At 37.8% G+C, this 22916-nt stretch carries 26 protein-coding genes; 15 read left to right on the top strand and 11 right to left on the bottom strand.

Annotated elements, in window-relative coordinates; translation table 11 throughout:
* Positions 1–8 precede the first annotated feature (8 nt).
* Entirely contained in the window at positions 9–1082 is a 1074-nt protein-coding gene (locus NST76_RS07060) for a PhnD/SsuA/transferrin family substrate-binding protein (RefSeq protein WP_342544855.1), read from the bottom strand.
* Positions 1083–1264: 182 nt separating this feature from the next.
* On the opposite strand from NST76_RS07060, the gene NST76_RS07055 reads away from it, so the two are divergent.
* Positions 1265–2827 carry a bifunctional UDP-sugar hydrolase/5'-nucleotidase gene (locus tag NST76_RS07055; protein ID WP_342544853.1) on the top strand — a complete coding sequence of 521 codons (1563 nt, stop codon included), beginning with the start codon at positions 1265–1267 and terminating at the stop codon, positions 2825–2827.
* 61 nt (positions 2828–2888) lie between these two features.
* Here the strand turns inward: NST76_RS07055 and NST76_RS07050 are convergent, their stop codons facing one another.
* From NST76_RS07050 to NST76_RS07040, 3 genes are all read right to left on the bottom strand, one after another.
* A complete protein-coding gene (locus tag NST76_RS07050) occupies positions 2889–3680 on the bottom strand; it encodes a GNAT family N-acetyltransferase (protein WP_342544852.1) in 792 nt (263 codons plus the stop codon).
* The gene (gene abc-f / locus NST76_RS07045) at positions 3673–5472 is read right to left on the bottom strand and encodes an ABC-F type ribosomal protection protein (RefSeq protein ID WP_058844277.1); all 1800 of its coding nucleotides are present in this window, start codon (positions 5470–5472) and stop codon (positions 3673–3675) included. Before abc-f ends, NST76_RS07050 begins: the two co-directional genes overlap by 8 nt.
* 104 nt (positions 5473–5576) lie before the next feature.
* A complete protein-coding gene (locus tag NST76_RS07040) occupies positions 5577–5717 on the bottom strand; it encodes an RAxF-45 family protein (RefSeq protein WP_004232534.1) in 141 nt (46 codons plus the stop codon).
* A 230-nt stretch (positions 5718–5947) separates the two neighbouring features.
* Between NST76_RS07040 and NST76_RS07035 the strand changes: the two genes are divergently transcribed.
* Positions 5948–7642: a methyl-accepting chemotaxis protein gene (locus NST76_RS07035; protein ID WP_170829850.1), complete on the top strand. Its 1695-nt coding sequence runs from the start codon at positions 5948–5950 to the stop codon at positions 7640–7642.
* 40 nt (positions 7643–7682) lie between these two features.
* On the opposite strand, the gene NST76_RS07030 is transcribed toward NST76_RS07035, so the two are convergent.
* Entirely contained in the window at positions 7683–8711 is a 1029-nt protein-coding gene (locus NST76_RS07030) for an AbrB family transcriptional regulator (RefSeq protein ID WP_089933301.1), read from the bottom strand.
* Positions 8712–8911: 200 nt separating this feature from the next.
* Between NST76_RS07030 and NST76_RS07025 the strand changes: the two genes are divergently transcribed.
* From NST76_RS07025 to NST76_RS07000, 6 genes are all read left to right on the top strand, one after another.
* Entirely contained in the window at positions 8912–9361 is a 450-nt protein-coding gene (locus tag NST76_RS07025; protein ID WP_058844274.1) for a LytTR family DNA-binding domain-containing protein, read from the top strand.
* A 1-nt stretch (position 9362) separates the two neighbouring features.
* Positions 9363–9767, top strand: coding sequence for a DUF3021 domain-containing protein (locus NST76_RS07020; protein ID WP_036127006.1), 405 nt, complete (start codon positions 9363–9365; stop codon positions 9765–9767).
* A gap of 5 nt (positions 9768–9772) precedes the next feature.
* Complete coding sequence (locus NST76_RS07015; protein WP_036127007.1) at positions 9773–10693, top strand: ABC transporter ATP-binding protein; 921 nt, start codon at positions 9773–9775, stop codon at positions 10691–10693.
* Positions 10693–11568: an ABC transporter permease gene (locus tag NST76_RS07010; protein ID WP_036127009.1), complete on the top strand. Its 876-nt coding sequence runs from the start codon at positions 10693–10695 to the stop codon at positions 11566–11568. Before NST76_RS07015 ends, NST76_RS07010 begins: the two co-directional genes overlap by 1 nt.
* Before the next feature lie 134 nt (positions 11569–11702).
* Positions 11703–12458, top strand: a complete 756-nt coding sequence (locus tag NST76_RS07005; RefSeq protein WP_036127011.1) for a DUF2087 domain-containing protein — start codon at positions 11703–11705, stop codon at positions 12456–12458.
* Between the two features lie 17 nt (positions 12459–12475).
* Positions 12476–12820, top strand: coding sequence for a GIY-YIG nuclease family protein (locus NST76_RS07000; protein ID WP_058844272.1), 345 nt, complete (start codon positions 12476–12478; stop codon positions 12818–12820).
* A gap of 65 nt (positions 12821–12885) precedes the next feature.
* On the opposite strand, the gene NST76_RS06995 is transcribed toward NST76_RS07000, so the two are convergent.
* The 6 genes from NST76_RS06995 to NST76_RS06970 all read right to left on the bottom strand — a co-directional run bounded on the left by NST76_RS06995 (position 12886) and on the right by NST76_RS06970 (position 17933).
* Positions 12886–13431 (bottom strand): hypothetical protein, encoded by a 546-nt coding sequence (locus NST76_RS06995; protein WP_342544849.1) that lies wholly within the window; start codon positions 13429–13431, stop codon positions 12886–12888.
* 58 nt (positions 13432–13489) lie between these two features.
* Positions 13490–13864 carry an MmcQ/YjbR family DNA-binding protein gene (locus tag NST76_RS06990; protein ID WP_101966343.1) on the bottom strand — a complete coding sequence of 125 codons (375 nt, stop codon included), beginning with the start codon at positions 13862–13864 and terminating at the stop codon, positions 13490–13492.
* Between the two features lie 86 nt (positions 13865–13950).
* Positions 13951–14766 carry a YitT family protein gene (locus NST76_RS06985; RefSeq protein WP_036127018.1) on the bottom strand — a complete coding sequence of 272 codons (816 nt, stop codon included), beginning with the start codon at positions 14764–14766 and terminating at the stop codon, positions 13951–13953.
* A gap of 87 nt (positions 14767–14853) precedes the next feature.
* On the bottom strand, positions 14854–16152 hold the full coding sequence (locus NST76_RS06980) for a M48 family metallopeptidase (RefSeq protein ID WP_051891739.1): 1299 nt from the start codon (positions 16150–16152) through the stop codon (positions 14854–14856).
* A 191-nt stretch (positions 16153–16343) separates the two neighbouring features.
* Positions 16344–16481: a hypothetical protein gene (locus NST76_RS06975; protein WP_342544846.1), complete on the bottom strand. Its 138-nt coding sequence runs from the start codon at positions 16479–16481 to the stop codon at positions 16344–16346.
* A gap of 255 nt (positions 16482–16736) precedes the next feature.
* Positions 16737–17933 (bottom strand): hypothetical protein, encoded by a 1197-nt coding sequence (locus NST76_RS06970; protein ID WP_271912700.1) that lies wholly within the window; start codon positions 17931–17933, stop codon positions 16737–16739.
* Positions 17934–18061: 128 nt separating this feature from the next.
* Here NST76_RS06970 and NST76_RS06965 point away from each other — a divergent pair, with 128 nt between their 5' ends.
* The 7 genes from NST76_RS06965 to NST76_RS06935 all read left to right on the top strand — a co-directional run bounded on the left by NST76_RS06965 (position 18062) and on the right by NST76_RS06935 (position 22719).
* Positions 18062–18259 (top strand): hypothetical protein, encoded by a 198-nt coding sequence (locus tag NST76_RS06965; protein ID WP_231745049.1) that lies wholly within the window; start codon positions 18062–18064, stop codon positions 18257–18259.
* A 312-nt stretch (positions 18260–18571) separates the two neighbouring features.
* Positions 18572–18796 (top strand): hypothetical protein, encoded by a 225-nt coding sequence (locus tag NST76_RS06960; protein ID WP_342544845.1) that lies wholly within the window; start codon positions 18572–18574, stop codon positions 18794–18796.
* A gap of 61 nt (positions 18797–18857) precedes the next feature.
* Positions 18858–19316 carry a PTS sugar transporter subunit IIA gene (locus NST76_RS06955; RefSeq protein WP_036127023.1) on the top strand — a complete coding sequence of 153 codons (459 nt, stop codon included), beginning with the start codon at positions 18858–18860 and terminating at the stop codon, positions 19314–19316.
* Positions 19313–19576, top strand: coding sequence for a PTS sugar transporter subunit IIB (locus NST76_RS06950; protein ID WP_342544844.1), 264 nt, complete (start codon positions 19313–19315; stop codon positions 19574–19576). Before NST76_RS06955 ends, NST76_RS06950 begins: the two co-directional genes overlap by 4 nt.
* 33 nt (positions 19577–19609) lie before the next feature.
* On the top strand, positions 19610–20878 hold the full coding sequence (locus tag NST76_RS06945) for a PTS ascorbate transporter subunit IIC (RefSeq protein ID WP_342544842.1): 1269 nt from the start codon (positions 19610–19612) through the stop codon (positions 20876–20878).
* Between the two features lie 495 nt (positions 20879–21373).
* The gene (locus NST76_RS06940; protein ID WP_180957841.1) at positions 21374–21880 is read left to right on the top strand and encodes a helix-turn-helix domain-containing protein; all 507 of its coding nucleotides are present in this window, start codon (positions 21374–21376) and stop codon (positions 21878–21880) included.
* Positions 21865–22719, top strand: coding sequence for an IS3 family transposase (locus NST76_RS06935; protein WP_342545249.1), 855 nt, complete (start codon positions 21865–21867; stop codon positions 22717–22719). Before NST76_RS06940 ends, NST76_RS06935 begins: the two co-directional genes overlap by 16 nt.
* Positions 22720–22916: the final 197 nt, after the last annotated feature.

Raw genomic sequence — 22916 nt, 5'->3', positions numbered from 1 at the left:
GACTGACTTTAGTTCGAACCTAGATTTTGCACTAATTTCTGTGCTTTACGCTCATTGTCATAGTCACTATCCTTTGCAGCCTGATAGCCTTCATGGCTATAGATAGCAATCACTTCTTTCCCTTTGTCAGTGTTGCCAATATTCATGAATGCCTGTTGAACTGCCTCTTTCAACTCTGCTGTCATAACCTTTGAGTTTTTACTCACACTAATCGTGTCATTATAAATAGAGGGCATAACACCAATCAAATCTGTCTCCTCCCAAATGGAAGCAGAGCGGGCAAATTCGCCTTGCCAGCTTTCTTCATAATCGCGACGTGCATCTGCATATGTGACCAAAACATCCGTTTGACCTGCTGCTAAACGGGCAAAGGCACTCCCATAAGAATCCGCCTGAACAACCTTCGTTAAGTCAGGAATTGTTTTATCAAAATTCTCATGTAACCATAATGTTGGATAAATATAGCCCGCTGGTGAAGAAGAGGACATGACGTTCCAAGTAGCATCATTTAAATCTTCAAACGTTAATTTTTCACCGTTATTGACTTTCGCTGCTAATGCTTTCCCTTTTCCAGATGGCCCTGCCACCAAAATGGCTCTATAAGAAGTGGTCTGTGTTGTTGTCGGAGCAGTTGGCTTGTTTTTATTCCAATCAATTGGATGATCAGAGTCATTATTTAAGCCTGCACGTGTAGCTGTTAAAATGACTTCTGCGCCATCATCATAGAGCACATAAGTTCCCCCAGGAATTAAGCCAATATCGGTCGTACCTGCAGATAAGGCTTCACCCACTGCTTCAAAATTTGTTCCTACTGTAATATCGATCTCACCTACATCAAAGCCTAATTTTGCGAGCTCGTCCTTCAGCAACCCCTTTAAAGGTTCTGTTGCCGTAATAATTTCATCTGGATTACGTGAAGGCACAAAGCCAATCGTTAATTTGTCTACTGATTCATTGCCACTTGCCCCAGTAGACGTCTCTACAGTTTTATCAGCACTTGATGTACTAGTAACTTCATTTCCACATGCCATCAAGAACACAGAAAGTATGCACATTAACGTCAAAAGTAGTAATTTCTTCAAAGTGTTATCCTCCCCATTTTTGAAATGCTTCCTCAGTATATACAGTTAATATTTTCCTAGTGTTAAAAGAGAGTAAATCTATGTATCTAATTCGTAAAATAGTATTTTGATATTGTAAATACGCTATTTTCCTGGCTATTACTTTATATACTGTGGATATACTACTAATCGGAGGATCACTTATGACGATAAAAACCATACAAATACTTGCAACTAGCGATATCCACGGCTATATTATGCCAACTACTTTCCGAAACAATCATAATGAAGCAATTGGCTTAGCAAAGCTAGCAACCATCATCGAGGAAAAACGGCTTGAAATGCCTACCCTCTTAATTGATAATGGTGACTTTATTCAGGGAAGTCCCATGACTTTTTATCACCAGAAATTCCAAGCACAAGAACCGAATCCATTGATTCAAGTTGCCAATGAGCTTCAATATGATGCCATGGTATTCGGCAATCATGAATTTAATTATGGTCAAGAGACGTTACAATCTATTAGGAGCCAATCCAATTTTCCATGGCTAGGAGCAAATATCGTGACAGAGGATGGCAAGCCATTTACGAAGCCTTATATACTAAAAGAAGTAGATGGTGTTCGATTGGCTATTTTAGGTGTGACCACGCATTTTGTAACAAAATGGGAAGAACCGCTCCATATCCAAGGTCTTCACTTTGAGGATGCCTTTTCGAGTGCTAGCTACTGGGCAAAATGGATTCGTGCTAATGAACAAATTGATATTCTCATTCTTTGCTATCACGGGGGATTTGAGCGAAATCTTGAAACGGGAGAATTGCTTGAAGCAGAGGATGGTGAAAATCAAGGGTACCGCATGTGCGCAGAAATTGATGAAGTCGACATTATTATTTCTGGTCATCAACATCGTGAGATTTGCACAACTATTATGGGAAAATCCGTTGTTCAACCTGGTACTAAAGGAGTTTGTCTCGGTAGCATTCAACTCGAAATCGAGATGGATGACCAGCATACGATCCAAACGATTTCTCATACACCATCTCTTATTTATAGCGCTGAAAGTACAATATCTAATGCAGCTGTTTGTCAGCTTATCGCTCCTATATTTGAAAAAACCGAAGCCTGGTTAGATGAAACGATTGGTGTGATCCAAGGAGATTTACAAATCGAAGATCCGTTTCTAGCACGCATTCAAGAGCATCCTTATATAGAGTTTATCAATCGCATTCAAATGGCGACATCCGGAACTTCTATTTCTTGTACGGCTCTTTTCCATGATGAACGAGGTGGCTTAAAGCAAGCTGTCACCATGCGTGATATTGTTACAAACTACATCTATGCCAATACATTAAAGGTACTTCGTCTATCAGGACAGGACATCTTACTCGCACTTGAACAATCTGCTAGTTATTTTACGGTCGAGGCAGGACAATTAAAAGTGGCAGAGCCATTTCTTTATCCTAAGGCACAGCCCTATAATTACGATATGTGGGAGGGTATCGAATACATCTTTGACATATCCAAACCGATTGGTGAACGTGTGACGAAACTTTTGTACAATGGCAAGGCTATCCAAATGGATGCGGAATTTGATGTCGTAATGAGCAGCTATCGTGCTACAGGAGCAGGGAATTTTGACTTTTTAAGAAATTGCCCCGTTGTAAAAGAAATACAAATTGATATGACCGAAATAATGGCTGATTATATTTTAAAGCATCCCTTCATCAAAGTAACTTGTAATCAAAATTGGCAAGTACAGTTCTAAATAAAAATGCCAAATTCCTTGTAAGCACTACAGGAATTTGGCAATCTTTATGTGTATCTATTTAAGCCTGTTGGCGAATGTCTTGAATGCTCTTCCCCTCAGTAAACGCATGAATTGATGCAATGGAGCCCACCGATTTAAAATTTGCCTTGTCATAGACGTTGGCAACCTGTTCACTAATCGGTAATATCCAAAGATCCTCTAATGCCTGTTTCACTGACTGCTGTTGGATATGTTGCAGCATATAACCGATTAAACCTCGACCACGATAGTTTTCAGTTGTTGCAACACTTTCGATCCTTCCTTGATTTCCTGACACAAAAATATTTGCCGAGCAGCACGCCACCCCATCTAGCCTTAATAGATAATACGTAAAATGTGACGAATGATAGGTTTGCTCAAATGCCTTTTTTATTAATGAAGGCTCTCCAAATGCAGCAATGCTCATTTCTACTGCTAATGCTTCCTCCATATTTGCATCCGTTACACGCTCAATTTGAATGGCAGGATTAGGTGGAAGTATCGCATATTCACCGTTCCAGTACTGAATTTCGTTGACAAAATGCTCATATTGAAAGCCATGTGATTCTAATGCTTTCATACATAACTGATTTTCTTCAAGATTATATAAATAAATCCGTGGAATCAGAGATTTTGATTGATAAAACGCTTTGATAGCTTGTAAAAACGCATCTGGCTGTTCAATCTTTCTCCAAATCTGTGCATGATTTGCATCATAATAGGTTGGAATAGACTGATTGTAAAATAAGACCCCCTCCTTACAAATCTCCACTTCACTGAAACTCTTCACATACTCTATATCTAGCTGCATAATGCGTTCTAAATTAAACATGCTCTGCGCCCCCCTCTAACCATCTTTCATATAAATGTTCTAATTGTATTTCAAGCTTCTGCCGTTGTTCTTTAGCAAGCGATGGTTGTTGTAGTTTTATCTCTAATTTTTCAATTTGTTGTTCAATCAGTAGTTCTTTTTTAGGTGGCTGTGTTTTATTTGCTGGTTGTTTTTCAATCGTTTTCTTTGTGAATTCCTGTCTTTTTTGTTTAGCCCACTCATAATCTCCCTCAAAAACCTGAATTGTTTGATTATCTATCCATGCTGTTTTCGCGAAAATTTTCTGTAAGAAATAGCGGTCATGGGACACACCGATGATTGTGCCTTCAAAGGATTCTAGTGTCTCTTCCAAAACTTCTCTTGCTTCAATATCTAAATGGTTGGTCGGTTCATCTAGGATTAGTACATTAATATCCTCATGCATTAGTTGTGCCAAACGTAGACGCATTTTTTCTCCACCACTTAAGTCCTTCACTTTTTTAAAGACATCATAGCCATAGAATAAAAATCGTGCGAGAATATGCCGGGCTTCAGCCTCTGACACTGCAACATTTTCACGAAAGGCATCAATTAATCGGATAGAAGGATTTTGATGTTCAAATTGCTGTGAGAGATAGCCAAATTTCACATTGCTACCAACATAACAGATTCCACGCTTCGGAATGATTTCCCCTAGCAACATTTTTAATAACGTTGACTTTCCACTACCGTTGTTCCCAACAATCGCCAACCTTTCCCCAAAATAAACAGCGAGGTTGCTGTCCTTCAATAAAGGTTTATCATATCCATGATGAACCCCTTCTAATAGCACTACCTCTTTGCCACTACGCTCAGCCATTGTTAGCGCTAAATTCATTTTCTTTTTGGTGATTGGCTTCTTTACTCGCTCGATACGTGCCAGTGCTTTTTCCATACTCTTAGCACGTCTATGCATAGACGCATTTGGCGGGTTCGCTTCATTCGCCCACTGCTTTAAACGTTTAATCGTTTCTTGCATTTTTTTAATTTTCTTTTGTTGCTCCTCATAATTTGCAAACTGTTGTTCAACCTTTGCTTCTTTTTGTGCTATAAAAGCATCATAATCGCCGTTATACGTAAAAGCCTCTCCATCCTCAATTTCGATAATCTTTTGCGCTACTTGATTCATAAAATGCCGGTCATGAGAGACGACAATGACAATGCCCTCAAAGTTTCGTACATAGTTTTCAAGCCACTCAATTGCCTGCATATCAAGATGGTTCGTTGGTTCATCTAATAACAAAATAGAAGGCTTTTTCAATAAAATTTGCCCAAGCATTACCTTTGTTTTTTCTCCGCCACTTAAACTGTGAAATGGCTGTTCTAGCATATCCGTAATACCTAGTCCATTTGCGATCATGGCTAACTGGGTGTCTACTTCATAGCCCCCCAGCAACATAAACTGCTCCTGCACTTGCCCGTATTGCAATAATATTTTATCCGTTACCGTTGACTGCATTTCTTGCTCAAGTGCTGTCATTCTTGCTTTCATTGCATAAATATCCGAAAGTGCCTCCTCCAGCACTTCTTTCACAGCATGTTGTGGATAGTGGGGAATTTGATGTAAATAGCCAATCGTTGCTTCCTTACTTTTAATAATTCGCCCCTTTTCAGGTATTTCTACACCTGCAAGTAGCTGTAGGAGAGTCGTTTTACCACTGCCGTTCACACCGACAATCGCCACATGTTCGCCACTATTTACCTCTAGCTGTAAATTTTCGAATACTATATTGCCACCCATAATTTTTTGTAGTTGTTCAGCTTTCATTTGCATCGTTTTTTCCTCCAATGAAACGTGCGAAAACATCTTTAGAACACAAAAAAGACTGCTCCTTAACAAGCAGTCTTCTTCTCATATAAATGTGTGAAAAAGAATGGTTAATTCGCTACGTTTGTTATTTGATTTTGCTTAAAAATGGACAGACCTATCCCGTTGTTCGCAAAATCGAAAGTAATCACACGTGCAAAATACATAGCTGTATCCACTTTTACACATGTTTTCGTAGCGTTTTTATTCATTCCTTTTCACCTCCGTTCATAATAGTTATAGGTATCATAACATTAGTCAGATTATTTGGAAAGGAAAAAATTCACTAATCATTAAATTTTATAAATATACAAATAGACATTCTAGTTATATACTAATATAAAATAGAAATTATTTACCAATTAATTTCAATATTTAGGTTATTGGTAATGGTTTTTCATGCATGTTTTATGATGTAGCTAAAAATGTGGAGGGACATTTAATGAAAAAGCTAGGAATGCAAAGTAAAATGAGCTTATTAATTGTAGTTATCATTGGGTTTGTGCTAATTGCCATCGGTCTCATGAATACAAGCGAAATGAAAAAAACTTTAGAAAATGAGTACCAAACAAGGCTCAATCAAATTTTAGATGTAAGTATACATAATCTTGATCAAACACACCCAGGTGATTGGCAAATAAAAAACGGGGAACTGTACAAAGGAAACGTCAACATCGCAAAGGAAACAGCACTTATTGATACATTAGGAGAATTATCACAGGCTGCGATTACGATTTTTTCTGGAGAAACACGTATTAACACAAATATTGTCATTGACGGTCAACGTGCTATTGGCACAACTGTCGATCCAAAAGTAGCGGACACAGTTTTAACAACAGGGAAAATATATTCTGGTACAGCTGAAGTTGTGGGCAAACCCTACTTTACAAAATATAAACCCATAAAAACTAAAAATGGAGAAATTATTGGCATGATTTTCGCTGGCGTACCTTCTTCTGACATTGATGTAGTAGCTCAAAAAATGTTGCTAAAAACGGGCATTATAGCTGTGATTTCTGCTATCATTGCTGTGCTTGCGGGCATGCTCTTCGTACGAGGTATTGTCAAACCTTTGAAACAATTAAATCACCAGCTAGAAACAATTTCAGCTGGGAAAGGCGATTTAACTCAGCAAATTGTGGTGAACTCGCAAGATGAAATTGGCCAAGTCGCAAAATCCTTTAATGCCATGCTTACCACCTTACGAAGTATGATGCAACAAGTAGATGAAACGGCCAATCAGGTATCCGCATCCTCTTTGGAATTGTCTGCCACTGCGGGATCAACTACGGCAACGACAGAAAAATTAACAGCTAATATGCAAGAATTAGCGAGTGGTGCGAGTACACAAAAGCATAGTGCTCATGAGAATGCTGAAGCAATGCAAGATATTGCTGGAGGGATTCAGCTCGTTACGGAAACAAATGGTGAAGTATCCTCCTATGCATCCGATGCTTGGGATACAGCTAAACATGGAGAAGAAGCGGCACAAGATATGCAGCTTCAAATGCGCAGGATGTCAGAGGCTGTTCAAGAAAGTGCTAATTCCATTGCAGCCCTTGACACACATGCTAATAAAATTGATGAAATTGTGGAAGTCATTCATGCGATTGCTGAGCAAACGAATTTACTAGCACTCAATGCATCCATTGAAGCAGCACGCGCTGGTGAACATGGCAAAGGCTTTGCTGTCGTTGCAGAGGAGGTTCGTAAACTTGCGGAACAATCCAAAACTTCTGCAGCAGAAATTACAGAAACAATCCATACTATGCAACAGCTTTCTAAGGAAGCCCGTGTGCACATGCAGCAAAGTAAGCAAGAAGCCACAACAAGTGCCGAGGTGGTTCACACGACAAGTAAAGCCTTTGAAGAAATTACAACCAAAGTTTCGCTTGTAACGAATAAGATTCAAGAGGTTTCAGGAATTGCAGAGGAGTTATATGCAAGAATTGAACAAGCCAATGCTTCCACACAAATTATGGCCGAAATTGCCATAGATGCTCGTGAGCAATCAAAAGTCGTTACTCAGATTGCGGAAACCAATCTATTATCAATGGATGATATTAATGATGCTGCGTCACAGCTAACGAGAAACGCTGAAACATTACAGGATTTGATTCATCAATTTAAATATTAAATAAAAGAAAAACATGAGGGTTTAGTGTACTACTATCCCCTCATGTTTTCACTTTTTTCACAAACACTTTTACCACGGGCACAAGGAAGATCGAGACCACTAGTACACGGAATAGCTGAAAAGCCGTCACGATTGCCACGTTTGCATGTACAGAAGCGGCGATAATTCCCATTTGATCAAGTCCCCCAGGTACAATGCTTAAAAAGCCTGTCCTAAAGTCGAGACTGTACAACACTGTCATCACAAATGTTAGACCATAAGCTGCTCCGATAAAAATACCTGCTGAGACAAATGCATAAAAAATATGCTTCTTCGATAAATGGAGATCCTCTTTTTTCAACAATAAGCCGATATAAATTCCTAGCATGAGTTGAGCAATATGCAGTAATGATAATGGTAGCTTGGGTACCTCTACCCCTGCCATATTAATACCCATTAGTAAAAACACTGGTCCAAGCATATAGCCTGTTGGAATTTTTAACTTTTGAGCTAGCCACCCTGCTACACCACATACCACAAGTATACCAACAAGATTCCATGTATACATTCCATCGATCATAGAACTGCTACTACCAGCGCCTGCTACCATTAAAGGAACAAAGCCGACGATTAAAAGGACACGAAGGATTTGAAAGAACGTAATAACTACCATATCCATCTCCTCTTGTTCTTCAGCAAATGCCACAACCTGTGACATGCCACCAGGGACACAGCACGTCAAGGCAGTCGCAAAATCCAAATCGGTGCGCTTTGCTACAAGAAAACTAACAGCGAAAAATAGCAAAATAAATAATATATTTAAAATGACCATGCTCCCTAAAAAAAGCTTAATATCCTGAACAGCCTCTGGTGTAAAAGCATAGCCAATGGAATACCCCGCTACGATTAAACCAATATTACGAAAAGAATGATGCCATTTCAATTGTACGTTGGTTGACAGCTGCACGATGAGCACCGCTGTAATCGCACCTAGCAACCAAGGCATCGGTATATGTAAAAATTGAAAAATCACAGCACCTATTAAACCAATGCATAATGTGATGAACATATGCTTATCAAAAACAAACATGGTAGCAACCCCTTCAACTCGATAAGCCTATTATGACGTTTAAGCATCTTTTTTTCTACCGGGCCGACTTGTGAACTGTATCGCTTAAAAAGAACCCGTTATCTATAAAATAAAACCTCTTATCGTAGATTTTATCCTTGTTAAAATTTTCTATGCTACATTAGTAATACCTGATTCAGTGTTTTAAAAGGAGGCCTCCTATGAAAATTCATTTAACCATCAATCATGAACTTGAAGAAACAGAGGTTCATATTCATGCCAACGAATATAATGAGCAAATTGAAAGATTGATGAAACAGCTTCAAGCATCCCAAACGACGATGCTAGACGGGTATTTCCAACAAGAAATTCATCTATTAAAAATTTCTGATATTTATTCCATTTACGCGGAGGGTGCCAAAGTATTTTTACAAACGGATGAGCAAGAGTTTGAGTCAAAGCGAAAATTATATGAGCTAGAGGCACAGCTAGCCAAAGATTTTGTACGCGTGAGCAAATCTACACTTGTCAATATCCATAAAATCGCCTCTATTCAAATGGGCAAAATCGGCACTACACAACTATTACTCGAAAATGAAGTAGCCATTCATGTCAGTCGAAAATACTTAAAAGAATTAAAGCGACATTTAGGTATTGGGAGGGATCTATAGCATGAAGTATTTACGCATGATGATTATTGGACTACTCATTTCCCTTAGCTCTTCTTACATCTTAGTCACATTAAGCGTCCTTTCAAACAATGCGGTTATGTCAGGAGCAGAATTACTGGAGGAGATTATCATTGCTACCCTTCTTGGTATTGCGATTGGACTATTTTCCGCCATTTTTGATATCGAGCCAATACCTTTTACGATTCAGCTACTTTTACATTTAATCGCTGTCACAGCATGTGTATTAACGGCAGGCTACTTCGGGAATTGGTTTGAGCATTCAGGTGTGAAATATGTGTTACTATCGGAAGCCATCATTTATTCCATTGTTTGGTGTATTATATATGTTTTTCAAATAAGGGATATTGAAAAAATGAATCGAGAAATTCAAAAAAGAAAGGATTAACAAAGATGACCATTGCAATAGAAGTTGAGAATTTATGTAAACACTATGGCGAACAGCAAGCTGTCAAAGGCATTTCTTTTACAGTTGAACAAGGCACTCTATTTGCTTTTTTAGGGGCAAATGGTGCTGGTAAATCTACTACCATTGAAATACTTTGTACATTATTAAAAAAATCAAGCGGTCAAGTAACCATTAATGGTTTCACTCTTGACGCAAGCAATGATAATGGGGATATTCGCAAATCCATCGGTGTCGTTTTCCAGCAAAGTATATTAGATGAACGATTAACTGTGCGCGAAAATATCCTGCATCGTGGTCAAACATATGGTTTATCAAAAACACAGCTCACAGAAAATTATCAATTTGTCTCCACCTATTTGCATTTAGATGATATTGAAAAGCAAAAATACGGAACATTATCTGGTGGACAAAAAAGACGAGCAGATATCGCTCGTGCACTTATTCATCGCCCTAGTGTTTTATTTCTAGATGAGCCTACAACGGGTTTAGATCCACAAACACGACAATTCGTTTGGCAGGCTATCAAGCAGCTTCAACAGGAAACTAATATGACCGTTTTTTTAACAACTCATTATATGGAGGAAGCAGCAGTAGCCCATCAAGTCCTTGTCTTAAAGCAAGGGACAATTGTCGCGCAGGGTACACCCGATGCGCTGAAAACAAAATATGCCTATGATTCAATGGCTCTCGTTTTTCACAATCCATTGAAAGGTGTAAGGTGGCTAGAGGAAAATGCGCTCTCTTATACAGAGAAACAAGGGATATATACTATTCGTTTATCCTCTACTCTACATGCGCTGACCCTATTAAAACAAGCAGAGAAACTCATTGCTTCCTTTGAGGTCATTAAAGGATCGATGGATGATGTCTTTCTTCATATTATGGCAGAGGAGGAGATCGCGTAGTGGAAGCATTAATTAGTCTAGTTCAGCGGAATAATAAAGTATTTAGAAGAGATAAAACGCAGGTATTCTTCTCCCTACTGTCAGTCATTATTGTCATTGTGCTGTACGCTGTCTTTCTCCAAAAAATGCAGGTAGATGCCATTGAACGACTAACAGAAGCAACACCAGAATTAATGACGATGGTCAATGAATGGCTTGTAGCAGGATTACTGTCCATGATTGCTGTTTCTACTACACTCGGTGCATATGGCATTGCCGTTAAGGATCAGGAGTCAAAAGCACAAGCAGATTTTTTAACAGCTCCCCTTTCCCGTTCAACGATTCAGCTAAGCTATGTCATCAATGCGTTTATCATCGGCAGTATTTTTTCCTTTATCGCACTCATCGGCTGTGAAATCTTTCTTGTAGCAACAGGTGGTAAGCTCCTAAGCTTTGGGGATTTTGTTCATGTACTCGGCATTTTGTTTTTATCTGTCCTGCTAGCAAGTGTCTTTAATTTATTTCTGTCATTATTTGTGTCCACGCAAAATGCTTTTTCAACACTCGGCACAATCGTCGGGACAGTACTCGGCTTTTTATGTGGTGTCTATGTACCTCTTGGTGCTCTACCAGGCTTTGCTCAAAATTTAATCATGTATTTCCCCATTAGTCATACAACATTACTGTTACGCAATGCATTTATGGATAGCTCTATTGGCGATGTTTTTGAAGGTGTGCCTGCTTCCTATGTGGAAGACTATAAAATCAATTATGGCATTGTCTACGAGCTTCATGGAAAAATACTCAGCACTTCGACTAGCCTCATCATTATCGTTTGTACAATCGTCATACTTGCGCTAGCATCTATGATGTTATTTAAAAGAAAATATAAATAAATTTTAGCTAACAGATTTACACATCGTTTAGGAAACGATGTGTTTTTTATTGCATTTAAACAAACAATTTGTTATTTTAAATATAAATTAATAAACAAAAATAAATATTGTTTGTATTTATGGAGGATTCCCCTATGGATGTAAATGAACTATTTTGGCAAGCTCCTATCGATGACCTCAAAAAGGGTTATACCAATGAGGGAACACATTTCACCTGCCTTCTGTGCGGTGAAAAAGTAGAGAAAGGAATCATTTATCCTTATGAAGGCTTATTGTATGAAGCCGAAAAAATGATGCAGCAGCATATGACAATGACACATCAATCTGTTTTTCATTATTTAAACGGTCTCAATAAAAAAATGACAGGCTTAACAGAACATCAAAGCCATATTTTACGCTTATTTTATGAAGGTAGATCAGATCAGGAAATAAAAGAGGAATTAGAGATTGGTAGTGCCACGACCATTCGCCATCATCGTTTTGCTTTAAAGGAAAAGGAACGCCAAGCCAAAACATTGTTGGTAATGATGGAATTATTGAAGGAACAAGATCGAAAGGAGGAACCATTTGTGTCTATTCATAAAACAGCTACAATGGTTGACGATCGCTATAATGTCACTCTCTCAGAAGAACAGCAATTATTGGCGAAATTATTTCCACATGGTGTTGGCAAGGAGCTAGTTCGTTTTCCTAAGCGTGAAAAACAAAAAATTATAGTACTTCGTGCCATTACAATGCTTTTTGACAAAGAAAAACAATATACAGAAAAAGAATTAAATGAAATCATCAAACCGATGTATGAAGACTACGTTCATATACGTCGCTACTTAATTGAATACGGTTTTCTGGACCGCAAAGCTGACGGTAGCGCTTACTGGGTTAAAAAATAAGAAGGCAGGTTTTTGAAATGGATCATAAAAAAGAGTTAAAAGAGATGTATAAGGACATGAAAATTGAAGCGGGCGTTTTTACGATGACTAATACAGAAACTGGGAAAGTGTTTGTGGGGAGCTTTAATAATTTAAAACGTTTAAATGGTTTTCAGTTTATGCTCAAAACGAATACACATACGAATAAGGAGCTTCAAGCGGACTACAATTCATTTGGTCAAGATGCTTTTGAGGTGAAAATCGTTGAATATTTAAAGAAAAAAGAAGATGGCTATTTCGATGCCAAAAAAGAGCTTGAAAAGCTAGAGCAAAAATGGCTCGACACGCTAAATCCTTATGGTGAGCGTGGGTATAATTCTTAGGATTTATCCAATAGATAGCTGTGGGATCAAGCAAATGAAAATTTAACAGTTCCCTCAGCTATTTTTTATTCATCCACACGATTCCATCTTAAATTATCAGCATCATCATAGCCATAATAATAGATTGGGCGATCGTTCTTATCATAAGCAACAGCTTCTAATAAATCAATTTGCTGCGCATAAGGTATATAAAACGAAACTAGTTTACTATGTTCAATGGATTTTTTGATAATTCCTTGCTTTGAGTTAATTGTTATATAGGAAACATTTTCATCATGAGATAATACAACAAACAAAGTTCCTTCATGATTCAAACGATAGCTCATGCCTCCTATTGTCTCTAAAGAATCATTCGTGGAGGAGATACCCGTAGCATAAACCCTTTTATATAGAAATGCGTTTTTTTGTACCAAAACAGTTTGATAGATTTCTTTTTTATCACGCTTAAACAAATAAAAAATATCGTGTCCTTCTTGAATCTTTTCAACATTCTTATACTCAGGTGTCATAAAAAAATTTGCTTTTGCAGCGCTTAATGCAGTTAAACGATAGCCTCCTAACAATAATAAAGCGCTTAAAGTGACTATTGCTAATAACAAGAATTTTCTCATCTATTTTCTCCACCCTATAGCATTTTCAGTTGGATTGAGACAGTTTAACTTTCTTTGTTTATTTTGTCACTTCTAACAACTGAATTTCCTGCTGTGCTTTTTTCGTTAATTTACTGAAAACAAGCTCATAGGAATGTTGGATAAGCTTTTCTACCAAATCCATCGGGACATCTTCAGCATCCATATAAATGGAGTTCCAATGCGTTTTATTCATATAGTAGCCAGGTATAATACTGACAAAGGATTCTCGTAATTCCTCTGCTCGTGCAGGTTCGCATTTTAACGTTAATACAGGCTTACCTGTAGCATTTCCCCCAATCATGGCATACATTTTCCCACCAATATGATAGCGGTCTGCTTGCCATTCCTCCTTATAGTCATAAATCGTTCCCTGTAGTTGTAGACAATGAGCATGAATCATTTCTTTTTCCATCTATTTCTTCCCCTTTCGACACAAAATAAAACACACGTTCGATTATGGTTAGTATAACCTAAAACGTGTGTAGGGACTAGCCTTATTTAGTTCGTACTTCGATCAAACATGCCCATAACCTCTGTTGTCTGTAGGATATTCACAAACGACTTTGGATCGGTTTCCTTAATCGTACTTTTTACATCCGCGAGTTGATAACGCGTAATGACAGTGATTAACACTTTTCGTCCTTCACCAGAGTAGGCTCCCTTCGCATCGATAATCGTTACACCACGATGAAGTTTTTGCAACAGCTGCTGCTTGACTTCTTCCCCTTTACTCGTAATAATCATCAACGTTAATTTAATATGGCTTGTATGAATCGTATCTACCACTTTTCCTGTTGCATAAATGGAAACAAGCGTTAATAATGCCGCGTCCCAGCTAAAGACAAAGCCAGAAGCTGCCACTACAACACCATTCATAGCAGCAATTAATGTACCGAGTGGAAAATCTCGTTTACGACTTAGTAGCATGGCAATAATATCAAAGCCCCCAGAGGAGCCTGCTGCACGAAAAATCATACCCATCGCAAAGCCTACAATAACTCCTCCAAATAGGGATGCAAGGATAGGATCTTGTGTTGCCTTGTGAATTGGAATAACATATAAACTCACGGACAAAACGGCTACAGAAAGAATCGTATAGCTGATAAATCGCTTACCAAGCTTCATCACACCTAAAATCAGTAAAGGCAAATTAAGCAGTAAATTTAATACCCCTGTATTCCAAGGGGTAATAATGCCAAGCATGATGGCGATACCACTCAATCCACCACTCAAGATTTCATGGGGAATTAATAAATAATTATAGGCAAAGGCCACTAAAATGGAAGAAAGAGTAATTATAATCACATTACGCATAATGATATCCCCTATCAATCAACGACCAAATTTTGATATATCTTTCTCATAGATTACCCAATTTCTGCTGATGAAAAACCTATATTCCTAATTTTTCTTCTGTTCTTCCTTTAAAGGGGCAGTCTGTTTGTGATCACCTGTATCGGCCACCTTATAAATACGCTCTAGCATCGGCGGATGTGTATAGCGGAACCATTTAACAAGAAGCGGAGGGTTGACCTCACTTAATCCTGAAATCGTTAGTTTTTGAAAAGCTGTTACGGCCGCTTCACGATCATTCATGAGGTTAATTGCATACTGATCTGCTCTTGTCTCCTGATATCTTGAGATGAAGTTCGACACTGGATTAGAGGCAAATAACAATATAGAGGTAATGAGCAAAAATAATGGATATGAGCTAATGCTGCCAACTTTATTGATGTTCAGTACCTGTCCATAGCGTCCAACCAAACGTCGCATAACCTTCGCTGTAAACCATAACCCCACCAACGTAAGCAATAAATAACCTGCAATGCCAAAATAAATATGCTTTTCTACATAATGGCCCATCTCATGTGCCATGATAAATAAAATTTCATTGTCCGTCAGTCTATTTAATGTGGTATCCCACAGTACAATTCTCGAATTGCTACCAATCCCTGTCACATAAGCATTTAAGGAGTTGGTCTTTTGTGCCATATTGACCTCATAAACATGCTCTGCTGGTATATTCGCCTGCTCAGCAATTGAGAGTATCTTCGTTTCCAGCTCTTTATTTTTTAACGGATAAAAATCATTGTACAAAGGATCAATGACAACTGGCTGGATGAACATCACAAAGATTGTAAAGGGGATGGTTAATAGCCAAGCGTAAAGCCACCACCTTTTCTCGCTCTTTTTAATGAGCCAATAAATAACCGTCACAATGATGAAGCTCATCCCAAAGTTCACCCAAAAATCAATAACACCATCTTTCATCCAAGACGCAAATGCTTGCGTACTGATGCCATAGCTTTTGCTGAGGTAATAGCGATAATAATCAAGCGGGAATAAAACAATATAGAGCAATAGGGATAGCAGGAATAGGTAGCCTGCACTTTGCAATAGCTTCCACTTCGTTTGGGAGGTCGTCACTTTTTCAAAATAACGGGAGATGCCCAATAATAAAATCAAAAAGTAAATAAGCCATTCCAAAGGAGTCGCTACAAAGAATAAAAAATTCCGTATTTTTGAATATTCACCACTTAAAAAAAGCTCCTTACCAGACATAAACATTACTGGATCTGCCACCGTTCCTTGTAAGGCGCTAGGTATTTTTCCTCCGCCGCTATGGAATATATACCAGTACATACAAAGCACATAAACACCGAATAATAGTAGCGTAACAATGCCCATTTTCTTCGCTATGTTAATTCCCCCTCATATCATCCAAAGTTCGTCCTATAGTAAGTGTAAGCGAAAATATCAAAGTTAGAACAACATAGACCTACTTTTTTAATATCTCAATTCACAAAAGAAAAATTCGCCTCATTTCTATCAATGAGCATACAAAATCTTTCTCATTGTTTCAAAATGCTGCGAATTTATTATGTTCTTACTTATTTATTCATGACAAATGCGGTTTTTCCACGCTGATCTATACTTAAGTAGCCTGCAGATAATAGCTGCTCATACCATTGCTTTTCGATAACAGCCGCTTGGTTGGCATTATCTGCTTTTGTAGAAAGCTCCACCATAATGTCTCCTTTGTACGCTTCTTGCTCTAGAAAGCTTCTTTATAAGTTATGGCATTAGCAAATCCATATTCTACTACCTGAGCTAACGTATTTTTATACCATGCTTCTGAATGCCAATTTACAATTTCTTTGCCGAATTTTCGAGAATCAATTTTTGGGCAACACTCGCATCAACCGTATCGTAAGAGACAAAAGTATGATAGGCTCCCTTCGTACTCCCTGCTACCATACCCCAAGCAAAAAGAGGAGAGGCAATTATTTTATAAATATAATCGTATTATTTTCTTTAATATAATCTACTGTTGGATGAGGGCTTTCCATTGAAGCAACTTCTTTGTTATGAATTAAATCATAAACAATCCATTTCATATTAAAACTATTAGTTGGATTTTCAAAGAAAACAATCCATTCTTTGTTTCCATAATAGAAATAACTTGAATTTCCTACTGTATATAACTCCTTATTATTACTGGCATCATATAATACTTGTGTATGTTCGCTTTCTTTTACTCCATATAAATCATCATTAAAGAAATAGATGACATCATACTTCCCATCAATAATTCTTTCTAGATAATTTTCACTGAATGGATTAAACATTTTCAAAATATATGTTTCATCTCTTAGATTATGTTTATACCAATAAACACATTCGTTTTTATTATTTTCCAATACAAAACTTTCACTATTATCACATTGATCTACTATACAAGTCTCTGAAATTGGCAAATCATTTTTTATTTGTTCTATAAATAAATTATAGTCAATGATTACAATGCTCTCAGTAAAATTTGAATTTTCCTTTTCCCTATGATTCCATGCATTTTTTTTATTACTGTAGGATAATGAGCCAGTTGTAAAATAAACGAATTTTTTATTTTTTTTATCAATTACTTTTATGTTATTAACATTTAAAAAGGTATCATCCTGTCCTATTTTTTCAGGTATTGAGTAATACTTATTTTCTAAAAAATCTACGAGAATACAATTTGAGTGCCTAGTAAATTTTTGCGATTCTATCTGTGGTACACATACAACTAAATATCTTTCTCCCAAGCCATACAGCTCTGTTTCAGATAAAGAAGAATTCTCAGGATTGGAACTATTATCCTCTATTTTTAATGTTATTGAATCTTTTAAAATTAGGTTTTTGCAATCAATTTGGTTTAATATTAAATTTGCAGTTTTTCCTTCCCACATCAATCTGCTGCAATAAAAATATTCATTATAAAAAGAATTACTTGATAACTGAAATCCATTCGGAATTAGCAATTGATCAACTTGATTAAGTTGATAATTATAGCGAACAATACCTTCATAATAACCAGTTAAATAGCTCCAACTTTCACTTATATCTCTACTCATAATATACATATTATATGGCTCTACTTTTGATTGTGTCGTAATAAGTTGACGATTTTCAAATCCTTCTAAAATAACTGTTTGCACCATATTATATCCTCCTCTTAATTACCATAAAATCACTCTTCACTATTCAAAAATAGTAACATAAAAATAGATCTCTTCTCGATATAGCTGTCTTCATACTGAAGGGACAAATAAAATCAAAACACCTTTCGTTGGCAGGAGAAGGCGTATATCACTACACTCGTCAAATCGTTCAACTTCAAAAGGATATGAATCGTTTTATAGAAAATCTTTTAGCAGGGCATATCGGGACATTACGTTTTGGGGCAAGTGGCTTACCTGCTCATATTTTTATGCCAAATTTAATTCATCAAGTTTCAACAGCTTACCAGATATCCGCATTTCATTAGACGTAAAAACAGCACCTGAAATTGAAAAAAAGTAGCACTTCAAGAATTAGATTTCAGGCTTATCATGGAGACCCAACAGGAAAAGCCCTTCCTGCATTACGAAACAATTGGGGAAGATGCACTTGTTTTGGCATTTAGCCCTTCACACAAACTAGCGACTAAATAGGACAGCACCAAAGAAGATATTCTTAAAAATAAGCTTTTATTGCATACCTCTTCTAGCTCCACTAATCACTTCATTGAGAAGTGGATGGACTCTTTCCAGCCTTCTACTTATACGATTGAGCTGGATTCTGTGAGCACCATAAAAAAATGCTGACCTTTGGAAAAAACGTGGCTTTTCTATCTATTGCCTTAATAGAAGAGGAATTAACATCGGGTGTACTGATGAAGAAGGATTTAGATGATGTGACGCTTCACAGAAAGATTCAGTTGATTTATCTGAAAACGCGTTTAGATCATACCCTTGATGAATTTGTCAAAACGTCGGTTTACGATGTAGCAAAGCAATTAAAAATATCCCCTGTTATGACATAATTCCACAGGTAGTCGTAATAACATGAAATGGGAGGATATTTTTAAGAAAGGAGGGTTGTCCTTGCTAACTAGGCTTCTGACAAAGGATTGTATACAGCTTGCAAACTTTGTCCATTCGTGGCAAGAAGCGATTCATTTAGCTGCAAGACCATTAGTACAGCAAAATAAAATTGAGCAACGCTATGTCGAAGCCATGATTCAATCTATTGAGCAATATGGCTCCTACATCGTCATTACACCAAAAGTGGCCATTCCCCATGCACGGCCATCTGATGGTGTTTATGAGCTTGCCATGAGTTTGCTCCGGTTACAGCAGCCTGTTTTTTTTAGCCCTAATCAGCCTGTTTACTTACTAATTGTGCTAGCTGCCATCGACAATACGTCACATCTACAGGCGTTAGCTGATTTGGCAGCAGTGTTACAAGACCCTGACCAGATTGAAGGCCTGATTGCCTGTCAGCATGCAGACATGATTTGTGAAAAAATCAAACAATATACGACAAAGGAGTCACCAGGATGAAAATTTTAGTCGTGTGTGGAAATGGTTTAGGTAGTAGCTTGATTTTAGAATGGAATGTAAAAAAGGTATTAGAGGCATTGGGTAAAAATGCTGAGGTAACCCATACAGATTTAGCATCTGCAAAGGCGGAGAAAGCAGATATTTATTTAGGGGCAGCAGATATTGTGAATGAATTAGCGAAAGGCAATGGAACCATTGTGAGCATCGTCAATATGATGAGTATTGTGGAAATAAAAGAAAAGCTAGAACCTTTGCTTTAAGTACGGAAAATTTGGATAGGATGAGGTGTTGATATGTTGGATGTTATCATGCATGACATTTTAGGAACACCAGCTATACTAGTCGGCCTATTCGCTTTTATTGGTTTACTCATTCAAAAAAAATCTAGCTCCACTGTTCTTTCAGGTACATTCAAAACAATTATGGGCTTTGTCATTCTTGGTGCTGGTGCCACTGTCTTGATTGGCTCGTTAGACCATTTTAGTAAAATGTTTGATCATGCCTTTCAAGTACAGGGAGTCATTCCCAACAACGAGGCCATCGTGGCAGCTGCTCAGACTAATTTTGGTACAGCTACAGCATTGATAATGGTATTTGGTATGATAATGAATCTATTATTTGCGCGATTTACGCCATTAAAGTATATCTTTTTAACTGGGCATCATACATTATTTATGGCTTGTTTAATCGCGGCTTCATTGTCAGTTGGTGGAATGAGTGGTACACCTCTTATTATCGTAGGGTCTATCATTCTTGGTCTTTGTATGGTAGTGTTCCCTGCCATTTTACAACCCACTGTTCGGCAAATAACAGGTAGTGATGATTTTGCTGTAGGTCACTTCGGCAGTGTTGGCTACTATGTTTCTGCAAAGATTGGTAAGCTCTTTGGTAATAAAACGAAATCAACTGAGGACATACAGGTTCCAAAATCATTAGGCTTTTTACGAGATACCTCTGTCGCTATTTCTTTAACAATGAGCGTATTCTTTGTCATTGTTGCCCTTTTCGCAGGCCCCTCCTATATTGAGGCACAATTATCAGCTGGCTCTAATTTTATTATTTTCGCTATTATGCAAGCGATCACATTCGCTGCAGGTGTCTATATTATTTTGGCGGGTGTCCGTATGTTAATTGCTGAAATTATTCCAGCCTTTAAAGGCATTGCTGATAAGCTTGTCCCAAACACAAAAGCAGCACTAGATTGCCCAACTATTTTCCCCTTTGCACCAAACGCTGTCATCATTGGTTTCATCTTTAGTTTTTTAGCAGGACTTGTCTCTATGTTTATCCTCCCCTTCATTGGTTTAAAAGTGATTGTTCCTGGCCTCGTTCCCCATTTCTTCACGGGAGCTGCAGCTGGCGTCTTTGGCAATGCTACAGGCGGCAGAATCGGTGCCATGTCTGGGGCCTTTGCTAATGGTCTATTAATTAGCTTTATTCCAGCCATACTCCTAATCTTTATGGGCGACATAGGCTATGAAGGCACAACCTTTGGCGATTCAGATTTCGGTGTTATCGGCATTATTATTATTAATCTATTAAAATTATTCGGAGCTGTTTAGAACATATAGTAAAGCCTAACGCTATCTGCGTTAGGCTTTCATAGTGTTGAAAAACAAAACCATCCATAGAATTTATGTGAAAGGTGAAAAAGGATTTCCGTTGCAGGCTACTTGCTTTCCTGTGGGCGAGCGCCGAGCCGCTTCTACCGCTACCACTCCGTTTAGAGGCTCGCCTGTCTCGCTATCCCACGGGAGTCAAGTAGCCTTCCACTCCAATCCATAAAAAAGTGAAGGTATTCACTACTCTTTTGTGGAGGGGTGTTGTCACACATCACTTCTCCAAATTGAAAGTAAGAGGCTATCCTCTCTTATAATATAAATAATGGGCTATTTTGTTCAGGAAAAGATACTTTTGCAGAATGGTTGATTGGAGTGGAACCAGCGTCACTCCTAGGGGATTTAGCGTCACAGAGGAGACCCTGGAGCGAACGCAGTGAGTGAATGAGCTGCACCCAAAATATTGGACTTAAAAATCTACTATAGGGGGTGCAGTTAGTGATTTCTGATGAACAAAAATTAGCCGCAGTTCTAGCTTACTTTGAAGAAAAAGAAAGTACGTATCAGATTGCCAATCGATTACAGAGGGATCGACAGTACATTCGATTATGGATTGAATTATATCGCTATCATGGCATCGAAGGAATTATTCGTCCTCAAGGGTTCACGAATTACGAAGATTCTTTTAAAATAAAAGTAATTCAACACCTGATAGAGACGGGCGATTCGCTCCTTCAGACTGCTGCGAAGTTTAATATTCCTTCCCGTGAAACCATTCGGAGATGGAAAAAACAATGGATGTCAACGGCTGGTGAGGTGCTCTATCAAGTAGAAAAGGAGCGCCAATCAATGCCAAAAAAACAACCACCTTCGTCCGATTTAAATGGAAAAACAACGGATGAGTTAAAAGCGGAAATTGAGTATTTACGGATGGAAAATGCCTATTTAAAAAAGTTGAAAGCCTTAGTTCAAGAAAAGGATGCCTTCAAATCCAAGAAAAAGTAAGAGCTGTTGATGAGCTAAGGTTGGATTTTCCTCTTCAAGCTCTATTAAAAGTCGCGAAACTTAAGAAAAGTACGTATTATTACCATCTCCAAAAATGGGTAAAACCAGATAAATATCAGGCGATCAAAGAACGAATTCAGACGCTTTTTCATTACCATAAGGGGCGTTATGGCTATCGTCGTATTTGTTTAGCCCTCCGAAATGAAGGGTTTTTCATCAACCATAAAACGGTCCAACGATTGATGCAAGAATTGGGCTTAAAAGGGACGGTACGCCCTAAAAAATACCGTTCGTATAAAGGGACAGTCGGCTATGTCGCAGAGAATATCATCCAACGTGATTTTGAAGCCACTGCACCCAATCAGAAATGGGTAACCGATGTAACGGAGTTTAAAATAAACGGTCAAAAAATCTATATATCCGCTGTATTAGATTTATTCAATCGAGAAATCGTTGGGTATGAGGTATCAAAATCACCTAATTTTGAGTTAGTTCAACAGTCTTTTAAGAAGGCGTTTACGTATACAAAGTTATCGAAAAAGAGTGGCTTAATCGTCCATTCTGATCAAGGATGGTTATATCAAATACCACGTTTTAAAGCGTTATTGGCAACACATGAAATCAAGCAAAGTATGTCACGGAAAGGAAATTGTTTAGATAATGCCGTGATAGAAAGCTTTTTTGGCATTATGAAATCAGAATTTCTATACGCAATAACGTTTAAGAACTACGAAGCATTCAAAAAAGCGTTAGTAGACTATATCCACTACTACAATCATGAACGGATAAAAATAAAACTCAACGGAAAAAGTCCAGTTGAGTTTCGAAGAGTTTCTTAAAAGTTCAAATTTTTGGGGTCAGTTCAGAAGCGGCTCATCGGACGCCCCCTGGAAAGGACGCTGGCGGAACGGAAATCAACCCCTCGCCTTGCAAAATTGCTTATTATGCCGTTGACATTACCTTTTTTCAACAACATGAAAGCCTAACGCTATCTGCGTTAGGCTTTATTATTGATTAGGCATACAGAGCTTGCTGT

This window comes from Lysinibacillus sp. FSL W7-1291 (assembly GCF_038593415.1).
Lineage (GTDB): Bacteria > Bacillota > Bacilli > Bacillales_A > Planococcaceae > Lysinibacillus > Lysinibacillus fusiformis_D.
The sequence above is the reverse complement of the archived record's forward strand: the minus strand, read 5'-3'. Positions and strand labels throughout refer to the sequence as shown.